This window comes from Streptomyces sp. NPDC052236 (assembly GCF_044548015.1).
Classification (GTDB): domain Bacteria; phylum Actinomycetota; class Actinomycetes; order Streptomycetales; family Streptomycetaceae; genus Streptomyces.
In genome coordinates, this window is the sequence record NZ_JBIUBL010000003.1 from 336,962 (window position 1) to 354,352 (window position 17,391).

At 69.9% G+C, this 17,391-nt stretch carries 15 protein-coding genes; 6 read left to right on the forward strand and 9 right to left on the reverse strand.

What is annotated here, in order from left to right; genetic code table 11:
• The first annotated feature begins 68 nt into the window (after positions 1-68).
• Together ACIHCQ_RS08515 and ACIHCQ_RS08520 are read left to right on the forward strand one after the other, a co-directional pair.
• Positions 69-1,094, forward strand: a complete 1,026-nt coding sequence (locus ACIHCQ_RS08515; protein WP_399659073.1) for a phosphotransferase family protein — start codon at positions 69-71, stop codon at positions 1,092-1,094.
• Positions 1,095-1,102: 8 nt separating this feature from the next.
• A complete protein-coding gene (locus ACIHCQ_RS08520) occupies positions 1,103-2,317 on the forward strand; it encodes an acyl-CoA dehydrogenase family protein (RefSeq protein WP_399659074.1) in 1,215 nt (404 codons plus the stop codon).
• A 550-nt stretch (positions 2,318-2,867) separates the two neighbouring features.
• Here ACIHCQ_RS08520 and ACIHCQ_RS08525 read toward each other — a convergent pair.
• The 5 genes from ACIHCQ_RS08525 to ACIHCQ_RS08545 all read right to left on the reverse strand — a co-directional run bounded on the left by ACIHCQ_RS08525 (position 2,868) and on the right by ACIHCQ_RS08545 (position 8,550).
• Positions 2,868-3,539 carry a response regulator gene (locus ACIHCQ_RS08525; RefSeq protein ID WP_399659075.1) on the reverse strand — a complete coding sequence of 224 codons (672 nt, stop codon included), beginning with the start codon at positions 3,537-3,539 and terminating at the stop codon, positions 2,868-2,870.
• A 5-nt stretch (positions 3,540-3,544) separates the two neighbouring features.
• Entirely contained in the window at positions 3,545-4,729 is a 1,185-nt protein-coding gene (locus ACIHCQ_RS08530; protein WP_399659077.1) for a sensor histidine kinase, read from the reverse strand.
• A gap of 5 nt (positions 4,730-4,734) precedes the next feature.
• Positions 4,735-6,963, reverse strand: coding sequence for an MMPL family transporter (locus ACIHCQ_RS08535; protein WP_399659078.1), 2,229 nt, complete (start codon positions 6,961-6,963; stop codon positions 4,735-4,737).
• Positions 6,964-7,052: 89 nt separating this feature from the next.
• On the reverse strand, positions 7,053-7,646 hold the full coding sequence (locus tag ACIHCQ_RS08540; protein WP_399659079.1) for a TetR/AcrR family transcriptional regulator: 594 nt from the start codon (positions 7,644-7,646) through the stop codon (positions 7,053-7,055).
• A 139-nt stretch (positions 7,647-7,785) separates the two neighbouring features.
• Positions 7,786-8,550, reverse strand: coding sequence for an SDR family oxidoreductase (locus tag ACIHCQ_RS08545; protein ID WP_399659080.1), 765 nt, complete (start codon positions 8,548-8,550; stop codon positions 7,786-7,788).
• A gap of 169 nt (positions 8,551-8,719) precedes the next feature.
• Between ACIHCQ_RS08545 and ACIHCQ_RS08550 the strand changes: the two genes are divergently transcribed.
• On the forward strand, positions 8,720-9,985 hold the full coding sequence (locus tag ACIHCQ_RS08550; RefSeq protein WP_399659189.1) for an exo-beta-N-acetylmuramidase NamZ domain-containing protein: 1,266 nt from the start codon (positions 8,720-8,722) through the stop codon (positions 9,983-9,985).
• Between the two features lie 126 nt (positions 9,986-10,111).
• Positions 10,112-11,407 carry a serine-threonine protein kinase gene (locus ACIHCQ_RS08555; RefSeq protein ID WP_399659191.1) on the forward strand — a complete coding sequence of 432 codons (1,296 nt, stop codon included), beginning with the start codon at positions 10,112-10,114 and terminating at the stop codon, positions 11,405-11,407.
• A gap of 27 nt (positions 11,408-11,434) precedes the next feature.
• Here the strand turns inward: ACIHCQ_RS08555 and ACIHCQ_RS08560 are convergent, their stop codons facing one another.
• Positions 11,435-14,272 carry a penicillin acylase family protein gene (locus tag ACIHCQ_RS08560; RefSeq protein WP_399659081.1) on the reverse strand — a complete coding sequence of 946 codons (2,838 nt, stop codon included), beginning with the start codon at positions 14,270-14,272 and terminating at the stop codon, positions 11,435-11,437.
• 225 nt (positions 14,273-14,497) lie between these two features.
• Here ACIHCQ_RS08560 and ACIHCQ_RS08565 point away from each other — a divergent pair, with 225 nt between their 5' ends.
• Positions 14,498-15,109, forward strand: coding sequence for a hypothetical protein (locus tag ACIHCQ_RS08565; RefSeq protein WP_399659082.1), 612 nt, complete (start codon positions 14,498-14,500; stop codon positions 15,107-15,109).
• Between the two features lie 105 nt (positions 15,110-15,214).
• Here ACIHCQ_RS08565 and soxR read toward each other — a convergent pair whose 3' ends face one another.
• Positions 15,215-15,694, reverse strand: a complete 480-nt coding sequence (gene soxR, locus ACIHCQ_RS08570; RefSeq protein WP_399659083.1) for a redox-sensitive transcriptional activator SoxR — start codon at positions 15,692-15,694, stop codon at positions 15,215-15,217.
• Positions 15,695-15,823: 129 nt separating this feature from the next.
• Here soxR and ACIHCQ_RS08575 point away from each other — a divergent pair, with 129 nt between their 5' ends.
• Positions 15,824-16,285, forward strand: coding sequence for a MaoC family dehydratase (locus tag ACIHCQ_RS08575; RefSeq protein ID WP_399659084.1), 462 nt, complete (start codon positions 15,824-15,826; stop codon positions 16,283-16,285).
• Between the two features lie 21 nt (positions 16,286-16,306).
• Here ACIHCQ_RS08575 and ACIHCQ_RS08580 read toward each other — a convergent pair whose 3' ends face one another.
• On the reverse strand, positions 16,307-16,933 hold the full coding sequence (locus ACIHCQ_RS08580; protein ID WP_399659085.1) for a TetR/AcrR family transcriptional regulator: 627 nt from the start codon (positions 16,931-16,933) through the stop codon (positions 16,307-16,309).
• Positions 16,934-17,021: 88 nt separating this feature from the next.
• Complete coding sequence (locus ACIHCQ_RS08585) at positions 17,022-17,309, reverse strand: YiaA/YiaB family inner membrane protein (RefSeq protein WP_399659087.1); 288 nt, start codon at positions 17,307-17,309, stop codon at positions 17,022-17,024.
• Positions 17,310-17,391: the final 82 nt, after the last annotated feature.

A 17,391-nucleotide genomic window follows, 5' to 3' on the forward strand; every position in this document is an offset into this window, starting at 1 on the left:
GGGGTGGACGACATACCGACCGGTCGGTCATCATGTGCGGGTCCGTTCTTCCGCCCCGGAGGTCCCCCATGAGCTCAGCCCCGCCCCCACCAGGCCTCGACCCCGAGCAGCTGCGCGGGTACCTCGACCGCGAGCACCCGGGTCTGGTGAGCGGACCGCTCAGCGCCCGGCTGATTCAGGGTGGCCGCTCCAACCTGACGTACTCCGTCAGCGACGGCACCGGGCGCTGGGTCGTACGGCGGCCTCCGCTCGGGCATGTGCTGGCCACGGCGCACGACATGAGGCGCGAGCACCGGGTGATCAGCGCGCTGTACCCGACGGCCGTGCCGGTCCCCCGGCCGGTGCTGCTGTGCGAGGACGAGTCGGTGATCGGATCGCCGTTCTACGTCATGGAGTACGTGGAGGGCACTCCGTACCGTACGGCCGAGGAACTGGCCCCGCTGGGCCCCGAGCGCACCCGGGGCGCGGTGCTCGGCCTGGTCGACACCCTGGTCGAGCTGCACGCCGTGGACCCCGAATCGGTGGGGCTCGGCGACTTCGGGCGCCCCGAGGGCTTCCTCGACCGGCAGTTGCGGCGGTGGGGCAAGCAGCTGGACGCCTCCCGCAACCGCGACCTCGCCGGGATCGACGAGCTGCACGCGGCGCTCGGCCGCTCGCTGCCCACCTCGCCCGCGCCGACGGTCATCCATGGCGACTACCGGCTCGACAACGTTCTGATCGGCACGGACGACCGCATCAAGGCGGTGCTGGACTGGGAGATGTCGACGCTCGGCGACCCGCTGACCGACCTCGGCCTGCTGGTGATGTACAGCAAGCAGCTGGAACTGCCGGACGCCCCGATCAGTACGACGGCGGGGGCGGCGGGCCACCCCGAGGCGGCGGAACTGATCGAGCGGTACGCCGCCCGCTCCGGCCGCGACACCTCCGCCATCGCCTGGTACACGGCCTTCGCCTGGTTCAAGCTCGCGGTGATCCTGGAGGGCATCCACTACCGCTTCACGCTGGGCCAGACGGTCGGCCCCGGCTTCGACCGGATCGGCGATCTGGTGCCCCTCTTCATCGAGCACGGCCTCACGACCCTTCAGGAAGGCTGAGTACACCCATGGACTTCGCATTCGACGCGCGCACCGAAGAGCTGCGGGCCAGGCTGCTCGCCTTCATGGACGAGCACGTCTACCCGGCCGAGCCGATCGCGCAGGAGCAGCGGGAGCGGCTGGCCTCGCCGTGGGACACCCCGGCGATCGTGGCGGAACTGAAGGCGGAGGCGCGCAGGCAGGGCCTGTGGAACCTGTTCCTGCCGGACGCGGAGCACGGAGCGGGGCTCACCAACCTCCAGTACGCGCCGCTCGCGGAAATCACGGGCCGCAGCCCGCAGCTGGCCCCGACCGCGCTGAACTGTGCCGCTCCCGACACCGGGAACATGGAGGTGCTCGCGCAGTTCGGTACGCCCGAGCAGCGGAAGCGGTGGCTGGAGCCGCTGCTCGCGGGTGAGATCCGCTCGGCGTTCGCGATGACCGAGCCGGAGGTCGCCTCGTCGGACGCGACGAATGTCCGGACGCGGATCGAGCGGGACGGCGACGAGTACGTCATCAACGGCCGCAAGTGGTACATCTCCGGGGCGATGAACCCCGACTGCGAGATCTTCATTGTGATGGGCAAGACCGACCCGGACGGCGAGGACATCCGCCGCCAGCAGTCGATGATCCTGGTGGAACGCGACACTCCGGGCCTCGAAGTCCGCCGGGCCATGCAGGTCTACGGCTACGAGGACCACTCCCACGGCGGCCACGCCGAGGTCGTCTTCACCGATGTGCGGGTGCCCGCGTCGAACTTGATCGGTGAGGAGGGCGGCGGCTTCGCGATCGCCCAGGCGCGGCTGGGCCCGGGGCGGATCCACCACTGCATGCGGCTGATCGGCATGGCCGAGCGGGCGATCGAGCTGATGTGCCGGCGGGCCGTGTCCCGTACGGCCTTCGGCAAGACGCTCGCGCAGCAGGGCGTGGTGCAGAACTGGATCGCGGACGCGCGGGTGACGGTGGAGCAGCTGCGGCTGCTGGTGCTGAAGACGGCGTGGCTGATGGACACGGTCGGCAACCGCGGAGCTCACACGGAAATCCAGGCGATCAAGATCGCGACACCGCGGGCGGTGGTGGACATCCTGGACAAGGCGATCCAGGTGCACGGCGCGGGCGGGGTCAGCCAGGACTTCCCGCTGGCGGAACTGTGGGCGGGGGCGCGGACGCTGAAGCTGGCGGACGGGCCGGACGAGGTGCATCAGCGGTCGCTGGCGCGGTGGGAGCTGAAGAAGTACGCGTAGAGGGCGCGGGTTGCGCCTGCGTTCGTGGTCGCCGGTCAGCCAGGACATGATCCGCCTTCGGCGGCGGAAAGCTGGATCTCCTGGCGGTTGTCCAGCGCCGCCGATCCCCGGGTGGAGCGGTGGGACCGGGTCGGGCGGATCGCGGCTTATGGGGCGGCTCTGGCGCTGCTGCCGTACCTGCTGATCAAGGTGTTGTGGGTCGTCGGCTCGCTCATGGGGGCTGCCTGTCGGCACGGGGTTCGGCAGGGCGGAGTGGGTGGTCCTCAACACCGTCACGGTCGGTATGGCCGGGACCGAGGTGAGGGCTGCAAGAAGCCCTGACCGAGTCAACCGCACCGAAGTCCGCGTCCTCGGGCCGGACCCACGCGGCAGCCGATCCCCGTGGGAACGCCCTTCCCCGGCAACGGACGGCCTCTGCTCGGAGAAATGCCGGACCCTGCACCGTGGCAACCCCGGATGAGACCCGACCCGCCCCCAAGCGGCCCAGGGCCCACGCCGGAACGACACGACCGCACACCGGCCACCCCCGCACACAGTGACGGGGCAAGTCCTAGCGTCGGTCCAGCAGCCCGCGCTCCAGGGCTGTGACCACCGCGTGCGTACGGTCGCTGACGTCGAGTTTGGCGAAGACCCGCAACAGATGCGTCTTCACCGTGGCCTCCGCGATGACCAGCCGCCGGCCGATCTCCACATTGGACAGTCCGTCGGCGACCGCGCTCAGTACATCCACCTCCCGCTTGGTCAGCGCCACCGGGGCGGGCCTCCGCATACGGGCGACCAGCCGCGCCGCGACCCTTGGGGCCAGGACGGTCTCGCCCCGGGACGCGGAGTGGATCGCGTCCACCAGCTGCTCGCGCGTGGTGTCCTTGAGCAGGTAGCCGATGGCGCCGGCCTCGACCGCGCGCTCGATCTCCTCGTCGGTGTCGTACGTCGTCAGGATCAGCACCCGGGTCCGGGGGTGGCCGGCGACGATCTCAGCGGTGGCGCTCGTCCCGTCAAGGACGGGCATCCGCAGATCGATCAGCGCCACATCGGGTTCCAGGCGTGCTACGAGTTCGACGGCGGCCCGGCCGTCGCCGGCCTCGCCGACGATGTCGATGGTGGGCTCGTCGGCCAGCAGGGCGATGACCCCGGCGCGCATCACCGTATGGTCGTCCACCACGATGATGCGGAGCTTGAGCTTGCCCTCCGGCACTGTCACTGGCCCTGGCACAGCAGTCATCACAGTCAGACCTGCCCGTTCATGGGGATCATGGCGAGGACGCGGGTGCCGTCGCCGACCGAGCTGGTGACGGTGAGCTCACCGCCGAGTTCGGCAAGGCGTTTGCGCATGCCGTTGAGTCCGAAGCCGCGGGAATCCTCGATCACGAAGCCACGGCCGTCGTCGGTGATTTCCAGTTCCACGCCGTAGGGGTGCGCCGCGAGGACGACGTCCACCGTGGAGGCAGCCGCGTGCTTGCGGACATTGGCGAGGGATTCCTGGGTGCAGCGCAGGAGCGCGATCCGCGTCGGCTGGTCGCATTCGATGTCCGGCAGTTCCGCGGTGACACAGAGCCCGGTGTCCTCGGTGAACCGGTCCAGTGTCCGGCGCAGCGTCCTGGCCACCGAGCCGGGGGCGACGCCGCTCTGCGGAGCCGAGCCGACGAGGACACGTGCCTCGGCGAAGTTCTCGCGTGCGGTGTGCTCGATCGCGAGCAACTGCTGCCCGCTCCTGCCGGGATCGGTCTCCAGGCTGGAGCGCGCCGCCTCCGCGAGCACGATGATGGACGCGAAGCCCTGGGCGAGGGTGTCGTGGATCTCCCGGGCGAGCCGTTCGCGCTCATCCGTGGCCCCTTGGCGCTGGTGCGCCTCGGCCAGCCGGAGTTGGGCGCTCTCCAGCTCGGCGCTCAGGCGGCGGGCGCGGTCGTCGCTGTCCTCGGCGATATGGCGCAGCGCCAGTCCGATCAGCACGCCCGCCGCGTAGCCGATCAGGGTGAAGACGACGTTGCCGGTGAGGAACTCCCCGTCCCCGCCCTGCCGGACGATGTTGCCTGCCACCGTCGCGGCGGCGGCGAGGCCGCTGAGAGCGATCGAGGCCCCCGCACTCGGGGCGTAGATCCAGAAGTGCGGCAACGTCACCACGAACAGTGCCGCGCTCCCGTTGAGCAGGTACGACATCGCGCCGAGACCTACGACGAGTACGTACAGGTAGGTACGCGGGCGCAGGACGGGGTTGCCGGGGAACAGTCCCACCGTCCCGTAGCACAGGGCGAGCACGGCCAGCAGCGCCAACGACGGGTACCTCGTCGTGCCGGGTGCGTCCGCGACCGCGATGGCCGGTGGCACCACACCCAGGAGCACCCAGAAGACAGCGTTCCACCGGTGCAGTGCCGGTATGGGCAACTGGTCGTCGGGCTGCGGCCGTTGATGCATACGCGTCAGCCTACGTTTTCCAGCGGTCCGGCGGCGGGGACCGTGGCCCGCGCCCCACGCGCCGGGCCGGCCGGGCGCGCCGGCCACCATGCCCGCTCGCCGAGGAGCAGCAGGATCGACGGCAGGACCATGAGCCGGATGACCACGGCGTCCAGCAGGACAGCCACTGCCAGGCAGAAGCCCATCTGCTTCATTTCGGTGAGGTGCAGGGCGACGAACGCGCCGAACACCGTCACCATCACGATCGCCGCGCTGGTCACCACCTTGGCCGACCGGTTGATGCCCTCCAGCACCGCCTCGCGGGCCGACATCCCGTTCTGCCTGGCCTCCTGGATCCGGCTGACCACGAACACCTGGTAGTCCATCGACAGGCCGAAGAGGATCACGATGAGGAACAGCGGCACCCGGGACGCGATCGCGCCGAGGGAGTCGAATGCCAGCAGGCCCTCCGCCCACGTCCCCTGGAAGAACAGGACCAGCAGGCCGAGCGAGGCACCCGCGGACAGCAGATTGAGTACGACGCCGATGACGCCGATGACCACCGAGCGGAACGCCCACACGGTCATCAGGAAGGTCACCAGCAGCAGGAACCCGATGACCAGCGGCAGCTTGCTGTTCTCATGGTCCACGTAGTCGCGGCCCCGGGCCACGTCACCGCTCACTCCGGCCTCCACGCCGGGCAGTTCGCCGAGCGTGGCGGGCAGATGGTCCTGACGGAGGTGGGCGAGTGATGCGATCGCCTCGCCGGAAGGCGCGGGGAACGGGACGGCCAGTTCCAGCACGCTGATCCGGCCGTCGGCCGACGTACGCACCCTCGGCTCGGTGTCCCCGGCGAACAGCGGATCGGCCTGGGCCCGCCGGCCGAGGTCCGCCAGAGCCTGCCGCACCTGCGCGGCCCGGCCGGGGGCGGAGCGGGCGACGACCTCATGCTTGACCAGGAGCTCGGGGAAGCTTTCGGTCAGCCGGTCGTAGACCTGCATGGCCGGGATGTCGCGGGAGAAGGTGTCCCTGCCCGGGTCGACGAGCTTCATGCCGAGCGCGGGCGCGGCCAGGCCGAGCATGATGAGCACCGATACGCACAGGGTGAGGGCGGGGCGAGTCCGCGCGGGCCGCAGCAGGGCGCCGAAGACGCGTCCGGTCTCCGCCTTCGCCGTCGGCGCGGGCTTCGTACGGACCGGCTTGCCGAGCTTCGTCCGCTTGGCTGCCCTGCGGTGGGCGCGGCGTTCGGTCCGGTGACCGATCTTGACCAGCAGTGCGGGCAGCACGGTGAGGGAACTGGCCACAGCTACCGCCACCACCAGGATGGTCCCGGTCGCCAGCGAGGAGAAGATGACGTCCGTGGCCAGATACAGGGTGGCCGTGGAGATGATCACGGCGAGGCCGGAGACCACGATGGCCCGGCCCGCGGTCGCCGCCGCCAGCTCCACCAGGGCTTCCGAGCTGAGCTGCCCGTTGGCGCGGGCCCGTTCCTCGCGTTCGCGCTTGAGGTAGAAGAGCGTGTAGTCGACGCCCACCGCCAGGCCGATGAGCAGAATCATATTCGTCCCGACTCCCGGGTCGGGAAGGACGTGCGAGGCGATCATGGACAGCCCCAGGGCGGCGATGATCGAGGAGATCGCGAGCAGCAGCGGCACACCGGCCATGACGACCGAGCCGAAGACGATCAGCAGGGTGATGATTGTGACGGGCAGGGTGATGCGTTCGGAGAGCGCGAGATCCTTCCCGCGCTGATCATTGACGCCTTTGCTGATGGAAGGGGAGCCGGTCTCCTCCACCACCAGATCCGGGTGGCTCGCGCGCACCTGAGCCGTCTGATCGAGGAGCGCGACGACGTTCTTCTTGCCGTCCAGCTCGGGACCGTTCAGGATCACCGAGACCCGCAGGATCTTGCCGTCCTTCGAGCGGACGGGGGCCGCCACGCTGTCCACCTCGGGCAGCTTCCGCATCTGCTCGGTGAGGTCCTGGGCCGCGGCGCCGGCCGCCGCCATGTCCAGCGGTCCGGACTTCGCGCGGATCATGATGTGCTCGGTGGGTTTGCGCTGCAGGCCTCCTTCGGTCGCCAACTCCTCGGCGCGCCCCGCCTCACCGACCCAGAAGTCCTTGGTGGTGGCTTCGTTCGTGCCGACGGCGATGCCGACGCCGAGGCACAGAATGACGAACGCGAACCAGCCGGCGATCGCCCGCCATGCGTGCTGGGCGCTCCATCGGGCTATCCGTACAGGTAGCTGTCTCATGCCGGAAATACTGGTCGGCGGGGGCTGCGCCCGACACGCCCGGCCGGTTGAACCTGTCGTCCACCAGTCGGTGGACGACAGGGGTGGGGCTACGGCCGCAGCGCCCGCAGCAGCAGGTCCGCCAGGTGGTCCGCCACCTGCCGCGGCGTCAGTGTGCCGTCCGGGCGGTACCACGTCGACAAGTGGTGCACCGAACCGAAGTGGTAGTCCACCACCAGGTCCGCGGGGGTCGCCGAGGAGAACACCCCGCTCGCCTGGCCCTCCTCGATCAGCGCCCGGAACCGCTCGTGATAGCGGCGGCGTTCCGCCCGCACCTGCTTGTGTTTCTCCGGGCTCAGGTGGTGCATCGACCGGAAGAAGATCGCCGCGTCGTCCAGGTTGTCGATCGTCGTCACCACCACATCCGCCGCCGCGTCCCGCAGTCGCTTCTCCACCGGCTCGTCGGCGTCCGCGTACGCGTCCAGACGTTCCTGCTGGAGGCGGAGCATCCGGGCGTAGACCTCGTGGAGCAGGTCTTCCTTCGAGCCGAAGTAGTGGTAGAGCGCTCCCTTGGTGACACCCGCCGACTCCACGATCTCCTGGACGGAGGTGCGGTCGTAGCCGCGTTCCGCGAAGAGGCGGGTGGCGGCGGCCAGCAGCCTCTGCGGGACGGGGGTGTTGTTCCCCTCCGTCATCCTGGCCATCGCCGCCACCCACCTTTCGTTCGGTCCACCGTTGCGCCGCGCCCCGCTACGCCGGGGAACGCAGCTGCCGCCTCAGGATCTTCCCACTCGTGGTTTTCGGGAGCTCTGGCAGGATCTCCACTTCACGCGGGTACCGAGGTCACCGGCCTGTCCCCTCCCACTTCTGCTGGAGGTGGTTCATGCCGGTCAGCCAGCGCTCGGGGTCCGCGGCGCGGGCCTGGTAGTACTCGGCGACCTCCGGGTGCGGCAGGATCAGGAAGCGGTCTGCCTCGATGCCTTCGAGGAGCGCGTCGGCGACCGCGTCGGGCTCGATCGCGGTCGGCACGAGGACGAGTTCGCCCGCCGAACCGGCCGCGGTCAGCATGTCCGTACGTACGCCCTGGGGGCAGATCGCGTGGACCTTCAGCCCGCGGTGCCGGTACGTGAGCGACAGCCATTCGGCGAAGGCGTACGCGCCGTGTTTGCTGACGCTGTACGGGGCCGCTCCCACCATCGTGAGCAGCCCGGCGGCCGAGACCGTGGACACGAAGCGCCCGCTGCCGCGCTCCAGCCAGTCGGGCAGCAGCGTACGGGCCGCGCGGACGTGCGCCATGACGTTGACGTCCCAGGCCGCGGCCCAGACCTCCTCGTCGGCGAAGGCGTCCCCGGCCGAGCCGAGTCCGGCGTTGGCGCAGTAGATGTCGACCGTGCCGCCCAGCGCGTCGCGGGCCGCCGCCACGATCTCGGAGGCGTCACCGGGGACCGCGGTCGCGCCGAGTTCGTCGGCGATCGCCTTGGTCCTGGCCGGGTCGAGGTCGTTGACGACGACGCGGGCGCCCTCCGCCGCGAACCGGCGGGCGAGCGCGGCTCCGATGCCACCGCCCGCGCCTGTGACCACAACCCCAGCGCCCCGCACCGTACCCATCGAGCTCCGCCTTCCGTATACCTACGACATACCTACGACCATGCCTGTGACCGTTCGGGCAGACTAACCGGTCGGTATGTACGGGGGAAGAGTCCGGCACCGTTCCCCCGGGCGGGTGGGCGCGCTAGCGTGCCTGGGCATGACAGACAGAGATCACGAAGCGCGTTCGATGAGCCTGTCCAGACGGGGGCTGCTGGCCGCCGGTGGCGCGATCGGGGCGCTCGCCACGGCATCGTCCGGTCCCGCCATCGCACAAAGCGCACAGAGCGCACAAAGCCACGGCCGGGTGGTCCGTACCGGCTTCGACCGGCTGGCCGCCGACGGATACGCGCAGTTGTCCGGGCAGCGCGTCGGCGTGGTCACCAACCCGACCGGGATCACCCGCGACGTACGCCACATCGTGGATGTCATGCACGGCGACGAGCGGGTGAACCTCGTCGCTGTCTTCGGCCCGGAGCACGGCTTCCGCGGCACGGCGCAGGCGGGCGGTTCCGAGGGGCGCTACGACGATCCGGCGACCGGGCTGCCCGTCTACGACACGTACCTCAAGAGCGGGCAGCCGCTCGCCGACATCTTCACCGCGTCGGGCGTGCAGACGATCGTCTTCGACATCCAGGACGCCGGGGCGCGTTTCTACACGTACATCTGGACGCTGTACGACTGCATGGTGGCGGCGGCGCTCGCGGGCAAGCGGTTCGTGGTGCTGGACCGGCCGAACCCGATGACCGGGCGGGCGGCCCTCGGTCCCGTGCTCGACAAGGCCTTCGCGACCTTCGTGGGCCGCGAGCCGATCGCGCAGGCGCACGGCATGACCGTCACCGAGCTGGCGCGGCTGTTCAACGGCGAGTTCCTGGCCACGCCGGTGGAGCTGGAGACGGTGCGCATGTCGGGCTGGCGGCGCTCGGACTTCTTCGACACGACGGGACTGCCCTGGGTGCCGCCGAGCCCCAATATGCCGACGCCGGACACGGCGCTCGTCTACGCGGGGACCTGTCTGTTCGAGGGGACGAATCTGTCGGAGGGGCGCGGGACAACCCGTCCGTTCGAGCTGCTGGGCGCGGAGGGCATCGACCGCGCGTGGGCGGAGGCCGCGAACGGCGAGGGCCTGCCGGGCGTCCGCTTCCGCGAGGCGTACTTCGCTCCGACGTTCTCCAAGTTCCAGGGCAGGACGATCGGCGGAGTCCAGTTGCACGTACACGACCGGGAGTCGTACGACCCGGTGCGTACGGGGATCGCGCTGCTGGTGACGGCCAAGCGGTCCTGGAGCGGCTTCGCCTGGCGTCCCGACAACTGGATCGACAAGCTGACGGGCTCGACGAAGGTACGCACGCTGATCGACGCGGGAGCGGGAACGGACGAGGTGGTGGGTGCCTGGCAGGCCGAACTCGCCGCGTTCCGGACCGTACGGAAGCGGTATTTGCAGTACCAGCGGTAGTACCCGCCGGGGTCTGACTGTCCGAGAACAGCCATGGCGACATTTGCGGCGCTATGGCCATCTCCCCCTCCCCGCAGCATGCTTGACCCAGTGGCACGCAACGGGGAGGGGCAGGTCATGCCGGGGATGAGTGTGGAGCCGTACCGGGAAATCACCTTCGACAGGGACGGCGATATCGATCAGCCGCAGCGCGAGCGGCTGGCCGAAATGGACGTTACCGATCTGGTGATGTTCGCGCACGGCTGGAACAACTCCCCCTCCCTGGCCCGTCGCCTGTTCTCCGATTTCTTCGCACCCTTCCCGGGGCTGGTGGACACTCCGCCGAAGGTGCGGCTCGGGTATGTGGGCGTCGTCTGGCCGTCCATGAGGTTCACGGACGAGCAGATCCCCAACTTCGTGGTTCCCCCCATCGCTCCAGGGCCGGAACCCCACCTCCACACGGAGACCCGGGACGCTCTGCTCGAACTCTTCCCCGGGCATGAGAAGACAGTGGAGCGGCTGGGACAGCTCCTGGACGAGCAGCCGGAGTCGACGGCCGCATTCCGCGAGTTCGGGGCGCTGGCCAGGAAGTTCGCCAAGGTGCCGCCGGGCGGTCTCGAATCGTGCTTCGCGGACGATCTGCCGGAGGAGGAGCAGAGCCCTCCGGCCGTGCTGTACGAGGACACCCTGACGCTGTGCAGGAAGTTCACGCTGGCGCTGGAGGAGACCGGCGCGGTGACGGAGAAGCCCGGCACGCAGTCCTTCTCCGTCGGCGGCGGGCTCAAGAAGTCGTGGAAGGGCGCGAAGGAGCTGCTGCGGCAGACGACGTACTACGCGATGAAGCGGCGCGCCGGAACGGTCGGCGAGCTGGGGCTCGGCCCGCTGCTCGGGCAGCTGGCCCGCAGCTCCCCCCAGGTGCGCGTGCATCTGGTCGGCCACAGCCAGGGAGCGCGGCTCGTGTCCTTCGCGCTGCGCGGACTGCCCGACGGCGTACGCAATGTGAAGTCGATGACGCTCCTCCAGCCCGCCTTCTCGCACTACGCCTTCGCGCCGAGCCTGCCGCACGCCTCGCGCAGCGGCGGCATTCTGCGCACCGCGGAGTCCCAGGTCGACGGTCCTGTGGTCGCGTGCTACTCCCGCCACGACACCGCGCTCAGGCTGTTCTATCCGCTGGCGTCGAGCCTGGCGGGGGACGACGCGAGCGCCGTCAGCCTCGACAAGCGGTGGTGGGCGATGGGCCACGACGGCATCCAGGCCGTGCCGGGCGCGCCCCGGCTGACCCTGGAGCAGGCGCTGCGGGACGGGATCCCGGGCTCGGGGTGCGTCAGCGTGGATACGGCGGCGGTGGTGCGGCGCGGCGACCCGCCGGTGGGCGCGCACAGCGACATCTGCCATCCGGAGCTGGCGCGGGTGGTGCTGGCCGCGGGCCGTATCGGGCGCTGATTCGCCCGATACGGCCCACTGGCTGTTTCACCTGTGGGACGGGAATTCCACCACCTGCTGGTAGGTGGGCCGGTTCTGCCAGGTGATCGCCGGGTGGGTGATGCCGCCCAGCGCGCGTTGCATGATCGCGTCCATGCACCACTGCTGCCCGGCCGCGCAGCTCGCGTCACCGGGGTAGACCTCGCTCGCGGGCTTGGCCGTGGCCTGCTTCAGCGCGGCGAGGAGCGCGTCACGGCAGGCGGCGAGGTTGCCGCCGCCGCAGTACGTCTTCGCCAGCGGGCCCTGCACCGGCTGGCCCAGCACCTGGCGCAGGTCCTTGTCGGCATAGCCCCACCAGCCGTACTGGAAGGCCGAGCCGCTGTGGCCGCCGGTCGGGCCGTGGCTCGCGCCCGGGGGCTCGTCGGTCGGCTGGTTCGCGGTCAGCGCCCGGTACAGCTCGTCGCCGAGACCCGGTTTGAACTCGGCCTCGATCAGCAGCGGCCACCAGGCGTCCATGATCCGTATGGCGTCGGTGTGGCTGTACGCGTGTGACCCCGGCGCGGTCTCCTTACGCTGCGCTCCCGCCGCCCGCCAGGCCTCCAGCTGCTGCACGGCAGCGCTCAGTTGGGGATCGGTGACCGGCTGGGAGCCGATCACCTTCAGCAGCTCCGGCAACAGCTGCTCCCCGCGAAGATCGGTGACGGCGGCTTCCGCCATCGTCCGGGTGAGCGAGGCACGGGTCACCCCGCCCGCCGCGACGAGCGCCGCCACCCGGTCGTCGAGGAGATCGCCGCGGTGTACGGAGCCGAAACCGAAGGACGCGGTGGCGTACCCCTTGGCCAGCCGGTTGTTCCAGGAGACGTAGTAGTCCTGGCCGATGGAGCGCGGGTGCTGGGCGAAGGGCGTGTACGCGGTGGTGTTGGCCGCCGGGTCGAAGCTCTGCCACTCGTACTGCTGCTCCGCCCTGACGGGCAGCGCGGGGTCGACGTCCGCTGCCCGTACCGGGTTCATGCCGCTGTTGTAGTAGGCGGCGGTACGGGAGTCGGCGTAGAACCAGTTGAAGGCGTAGCCGATCTTGTGCGCGGCCTGCTGGAAGGACTGGGCGTCCGTCACATAGGCAGGGTCGTTGAGCATCTGGAAGCCGATGATCGAGTCGGCCTCGTGGCGGTAGGTGGTGCGCAGCGAGGTGTACGCGACGGGCTTGCCGCCGATCGTCGCGCGGTGGGTGACCATGCCGTACTTGGTACGCCAGACCTGCAGCCGGTACGAGCCGGCGGCGGTGGAGTCGGCGACCGTCGGCTTCCAGGCGTTGCGGCGCTCCATTTTCTCCATCGGGGTGCAGACGCCCCGGTAGAGGTAGTGGGCGGCGTCCTTGGCGGGGGTGCCGCCGCCGGGGGCGCACAGCTCGACCGCGTAGGTGTCGATGATGTCCTGCTGGGAGGAGGTGGCGGACCAGGCGTAGTCCTGACCGCGGCCCATCTGGACATACATGCCGACTCCGGCGAAGGAGACACCGCGGGCGGAGATGCCGGGGCCCTGGAGCTCCTGGAGCATCATCAGCTGTGGCGCGAAGTAGCCGGTTTGCGGTCCGAAGACCGCGATCGGATTGCCACTGGCGGTGGATTCGCCGGAGACGAGGAGCGCGTTGGACATACCGCGCCGGGGCCGCAGCGCGCCCGGGTCGACGACCCCTTCGTCGTACATGCCCTGAGCGGGCTTGAGGGCGGCGGGGGCGTTCACGGGGGCTTTGGCGCCGGTGAGCGCGGAGCCGGTTTTGTCGTGGACGAGCGGTTCGGCGACGACGGAACCGGTGTCGGGCAGGGCGGTGCCGCGCGGGTTCGCGGGCTTGTTGGCGTACGGGAAGCTGGGGCCTTCACGGAGCGTGAGGACGGCCTCGGGGTCCTCGCGCTGGCGGAAGGACTCCCAGACCCTGGTGCCCTCGGCCACGCCGTACTTCTCCTGGGCCGCGAGCAGCGAGATCGCGGACTGCACCTCGCCGCCGCCTCCGGCGCCGAACAGCGCGCCGACGACCGAGGCGATGGCGATCAGATCGGTGAGCTTGAAGGGCTGGATCTCCCCGGCGTTGGTGATCGAGTCGATATGGCCGGTGAGGACGTATTCGCCGGGGAAGTACCGGCCGCTCTTGGACTTGTCGCGGTAGGAGTTGATGCCGTCGACGTACGCCTGGGCGTCGGCCAGAGCCTGTTCGCCGCGGGCGCCCTCGGTGGACCGTATGCGCTGGATCTGGGCCTCGTAGTCGGCTTCGGTGTACGGGGCCTGGGGCCAGAACTGCTGTTCAAGGCCCTGGTTGGCGAGCGCGCCGCCGGCGAAGGAGGTGAGTTCGCCGCGGCCGATGTGGCGGAAGAGGTCCATCATCCAGAGCCGGTCCTGGCCGGCGGCGAACCCGGCGCCGAACTCGGTGCCGTAGCGGGTGGTGCCCTTGATGTGCGGGACGCCGGTCTTCTTGTCGCGGGTGATCGTGACGTCGGAGCGGGGTGAGGTGACGGACTCGACCTGGTTCGCGGGGACGCCGAAGGAGGCGTCGTTGAAGAAGTCGTTGAGCTTGGCGTCGGTGAGTCCGCCGTAACCGCCTGCCAGGGAGTCGTAGCGGGCGAGTTGATCGGAGCTGTGGGCGGGGCGGGTGCCGAAGACCTGGTGGACCAGGATGTCGGCGAGGGTGGCGTTGCCGGTCTGACCGGGCGGCAGGATGTCGGAGCACTTGCCCTGACAGAGGTCCCCGTCGGCCGCTGCGGCTGCGGTGGGGGCGGCGGTGCGAGCGGATTGGGGGGTGGCTGCGGCCTGGTGCAGAGGGGCCAGTAGCCCCGCCGCGAGGGCGAATACCGCAGCTGCGGTGGCGGTTCTGAGTCTTCCGGTGCGACGTGGCATCGATACTCCTCGGGAGGCCAATGCGCCGGAGGTTACCGCCGGTACGACTCGTCAGTAAGGTGAACACGCGTCACCTTTCAGCAACATCACAGCAGTCGCGCGGGCGGCCGGCGGATGGCTCACGCGGATGCTGATGTCCCCCATCGGATTTTCGATGGAGCCGAATTGGGCACACGTACGTCCATTCCATGACGCCGATGTACCAGCGACGGAGGTGGCAGTGCGATGGCCGGTTTCCGGAGTCTCGCGAGACAGGTGCGTGACCCACGGTGTGATCTGGCGCTTCGGCGCTACTCGCTGCGCAAATGCCTGGAGCGTTTTGCCCCTTATGGGCACCGGGCGACCTGGGATCACCTGTGCGCGGCACACAGCATTGAGCCCGAGGACAGGTCCCCTGACCCGGCGCGGCTGGTGGCCGCGCTCGAGGAGTTGGAGGAGGCGCGGGCCGTCTGGCTCGCGTACGAGGAGAGTTTCGCCGACCGCCGCAAGCGCGAGAAGCACGACGGTCTGCGGCGGCCCGGCTTCATCGACGACTGGCACCGCCGGACGTGGGGCGGGAACGGGGTGGCGCGCTGCGACACCCCGGCCGCCCATCCGTCGACGCCGCTCGGTGAGGTGCTGCGGCGGCTGATCGCGGCGCTGGAGGCCGACCCGGGGGCGGCCTGTCCGGTGTGCGGGGGGACGCACATCGTATGGCGGCAGCACCTGGCCCATGAGCCATGGTCCGGGCCGGTGTGCACAGGGTGCGGCATCGTGGTGCCGCAGCCCGTTCTGTCGTCCGAGGCCGTGGCTGCGGCCAAGAGGGCAGGGCGCAAGGAACTGGCGTCGGTGGCGTAGGACGCGCGGGGGCCGGGCAACGCCTCGTTGCGCCCCCGCGCGGTCAGAACGCCAGGACAGTCAGGACAGCCCAGCCGGCACAGGGGCGGCGCGCCCGTCGTCGGGTCAGGCGCCGCCCTTCGCCGGCCGCCTCCCCTCCGCCAGGAGCCGGGAGCCGGTCATCCGCTCGCCGAAAACATCGTCCGGGTTGGACAGCACACAGGTCTCCAGGGAGAGACAGCCGCAGCCGATGCAGTCGGTGAGATGGTCGCGCAGCCGCCCGAGCTGCTTGATCCGCTCATCGAGCTCTCCGCGCCACGCCTCGGACAGCCGCGCCCAGTCCTCACGGTCGGGCGTGCGCTCCTCGGGCAGTTCGGCGAGGGCGTTCCGGATGGTGGCGAGCGGAATGCCGACGCGCTGCGCCGCGCGTACGAAAGCCACGCGGCGCAGCGCGTCCCTGCTGTAGCGGCGCTGGTTTCCGCTGGTCCGGCTGGAGCTGATCAGCCCCTTGGACTCGTAGAAGTGCAGGGCGGACACGGCGGCGCCGCTGCGCGCGGAAAGCTGGCCGACCGTCAGCTCGTGGATGCTCTCGGGAATCTGTGGCACTCCTCGAACCCTAGCGAACGCCGGCGGGCCGTCCGTTGACAGGACCACACTCCCCGACCATGCTGAGCAAGCGCTTAGACAAGCGAGCGCGACGCACGCTTCGACCGCTTGAAAGGCAGGACCAGGGACATGGCTGAGCCGAGGATCTTCACCTCCGCCGAGGAGCTGCGCGCCGCGGTCGGTGAGCAGCTGGGACACAGCGACTGGCTGGAGATCGAGCAGAAGCGGATCGACCTCTTCGCCGACGCCACCGGCGACCACCAGTGGATCCATGTGGACCCCGAGCGGGCAGCGGACGGCCCTTTCTCCACGACGATCGCGCACGGCTATCTCACGCTGTCGCTGCTGCCCGCGCTCGTGCCGCAGATCATGCGGGTCGAGGGCATGAAGATGGGCATCAACTACGGCACGAACAAGGTCCGTTTCCCCGCGCCCGTGCCGGTGGGCTCGCGGCTGCGGGCGACGGCGGTCCTCCAGAGCGTCCACGACGCGGGCGAGGGAGTGCAGGTGACCGCCCTGGTCACGGTGGAGCGCGAGGGCGGCGAAAAGCCGGTGTGCGTGGCCGAGTCGCTGTCCCGCTACTACTTCTAGGCCGTTACTGCTTCCAGGCCGTTACTGCTTCTGAGCGGTGACCATCCGCAGGACGAGGTCGGCGTAGAGCGCGCCGACCTCGTCGGGCGTCCTGCGCCCCTGCGTGTTGAACCAGCGCGCCACGTCGATGCAGAGCGACAGTACGGCGACGGTGGTGCCCGGCACGTCGGGGACCTCGAACTCCCCGGCCTCCACGCCCTCGCGCAGAATGCCGCGTATGACGGCGTCGCTGCGGCGGCGCAGTTCCAGGATCTCGGTGCGGTGGTCGGGGGCGAGCGCGTCCAGTTCGTACTGGACCACGCGCGCGGTGGTGTGCTTCCCGGCGTGCCAGCGGACGAAGGAACGTACGGCTTCGGCGAGCCGCTCGGACGGCGTTCCCTCGCTCTCCGCCGCCGCGGTGAGGATCTCCAGGGCCTTGTCGTGCCCGATCCGGCTGATCCGGTGGAGGAGCTCTTCCTTCGTCTTGTAGTGGATGTAGAGCGCGGCCGGGCTCATCCCGGCGCGGCTTGCGATGTCCCGGGTCGTCGTCGCGTGATAGCCGCGCTCGGCGAAGGCGTCGACGGCGGCGACGAGCAGTTTCCTGGCCGCCTCAGGGGTGACCTCGCTCCACGGCACGTCCTCGCCGGCCGTCTGCTGCGCCGCACTCATCGCTCGCCCCTTCCGTTCATCAGGAGGCACACCATACCCCGAAGGTGAGCAAGCGCTTAGAGCCCTCGGGGTTGCGCCCACTGGACCCTTAGAGCTTCTGGAAAGGATCGTGCTCGGCGAGGAGCTTCTCCAGCCGGGCCTGGTCGACACGGCTGACGATCTGCCCGGCCTCCTGACGGTCTCTGATCACCTTGGCCAGCGTAAAGGCCGACGTCGTCAGGTAGAGGACGGCGATGCCGAGGAAGGCCCGCACCCAGGCGTCGACATCGAGATAGATGATGCCGAGGCCGACGGCCGCCAGGGCGACGGCGAAGGAGAGGACGGACTGTCCGTAGAAGGCCGCCGTGTTCTGCTGCTTGACCGCTGTCTCACTCATGTCGGTCAGCTTCGGCGAGCGCGGGCCGCGCGACATCCGTTCCCGTACTCAGGCACCGTACTCAGGCACCGTACTCAGAGTT

Coding starts and splice junctions, on each gene's coding strand:
- ACIHCQ_RS08515 (WP_399659073.1), top strand. CDS start 69: ATGAGCTCAGCCCCGCCCCCACCAGGCCTCGACCCCGAGCAGCTGCGC.
- ACIHCQ_RS08520 (WP_399659074.1), top strand. CDS start 1,103: ATGGACTTCGCATTCGACGCGCGCACCGAAGAGCTGCGGGCCAGGCTG.
- ACIHCQ_RS08525 (WP_399659075.1), bottom strand. CDS start 3,539: ATGACTGCTGTGCCAGGGCCAGTGACAGTGCCGGAGGGCAAGCTCAAG.
- ACIHCQ_RS08530 (WP_399659077.1), bottom strand. CDS start 4,729: ATGCATCAACGGCCGCAGCCCGACGACCAGTTGCCCATACCGGCACTG.
- ACIHCQ_RS08535 (WP_399659078.1), bottom strand. CDS start 6,963: ATGAGACAGCTACCTGTACGGATAGCCCGATGGAGCGCCCAGCACGCA.
- ACIHCQ_RS08540 (WP_399659079.1), bottom strand. CDS start 7,646: ATGGCCAGGATGACGGAGGGGAACAACACCCCCGTCCCGCAGAGGCTG.
- ACIHCQ_RS08545 (WP_399659080.1), bottom strand. CDS start 8,550: ATGGGTACGGTGCGGGGCGCTGGGGTTGTGGTCACAGGCGCGGGCGGT.
- ACIHCQ_RS08550 (WP_399659189.1), top strand. CDS start 8,720: ATGAGCCTGTCCAGACGGGGGCTGCTGGCCGCCGGTGGCGCGATCGGG.
- ACIHCQ_RS08555 (WP_399659191.1), top strand. CDS start 10,112: ATGAGTGTGGAGCCGTACCGGGAAATCACCTTCGACAGGGACGGCGAT.
- ACIHCQ_RS08560 (WP_399659081.1), bottom strand. CDS start 14,272: ATGCCACGTCGCACCGGAAGACTCAGAACCGCCACCGCAGCTGCGGTA.
- ACIHCQ_RS08565 (WP_399659082.1), top strand. CDS start 14,498: ATGGCCGGTTTCCGGAGTCTCGCGAGACAGGTGCGTGACCCACGGTGT.
- ACIHCQ_RS08575 (WP_399659084.1), top strand. CDS start 15,824: ATGGCTGAGCCGAGGATCTTCACCTCCGCCGAGGAGCTGCGCGCCGCG.
- ACIHCQ_RS08580 (WP_399659085.1), bottom strand. CDS start 16,933: ATGAGTGCGGCGCAGCAGACGGCCGGCGAGGACGTGCCGTGGAGCGAG.
- ACIHCQ_RS08585 (WP_399659087.1), bottom strand. CDS start 17,309: ATGAGTGAGACAGCGGTCAAGCAGCAGAACACGGCGGCCTTCTACGGA.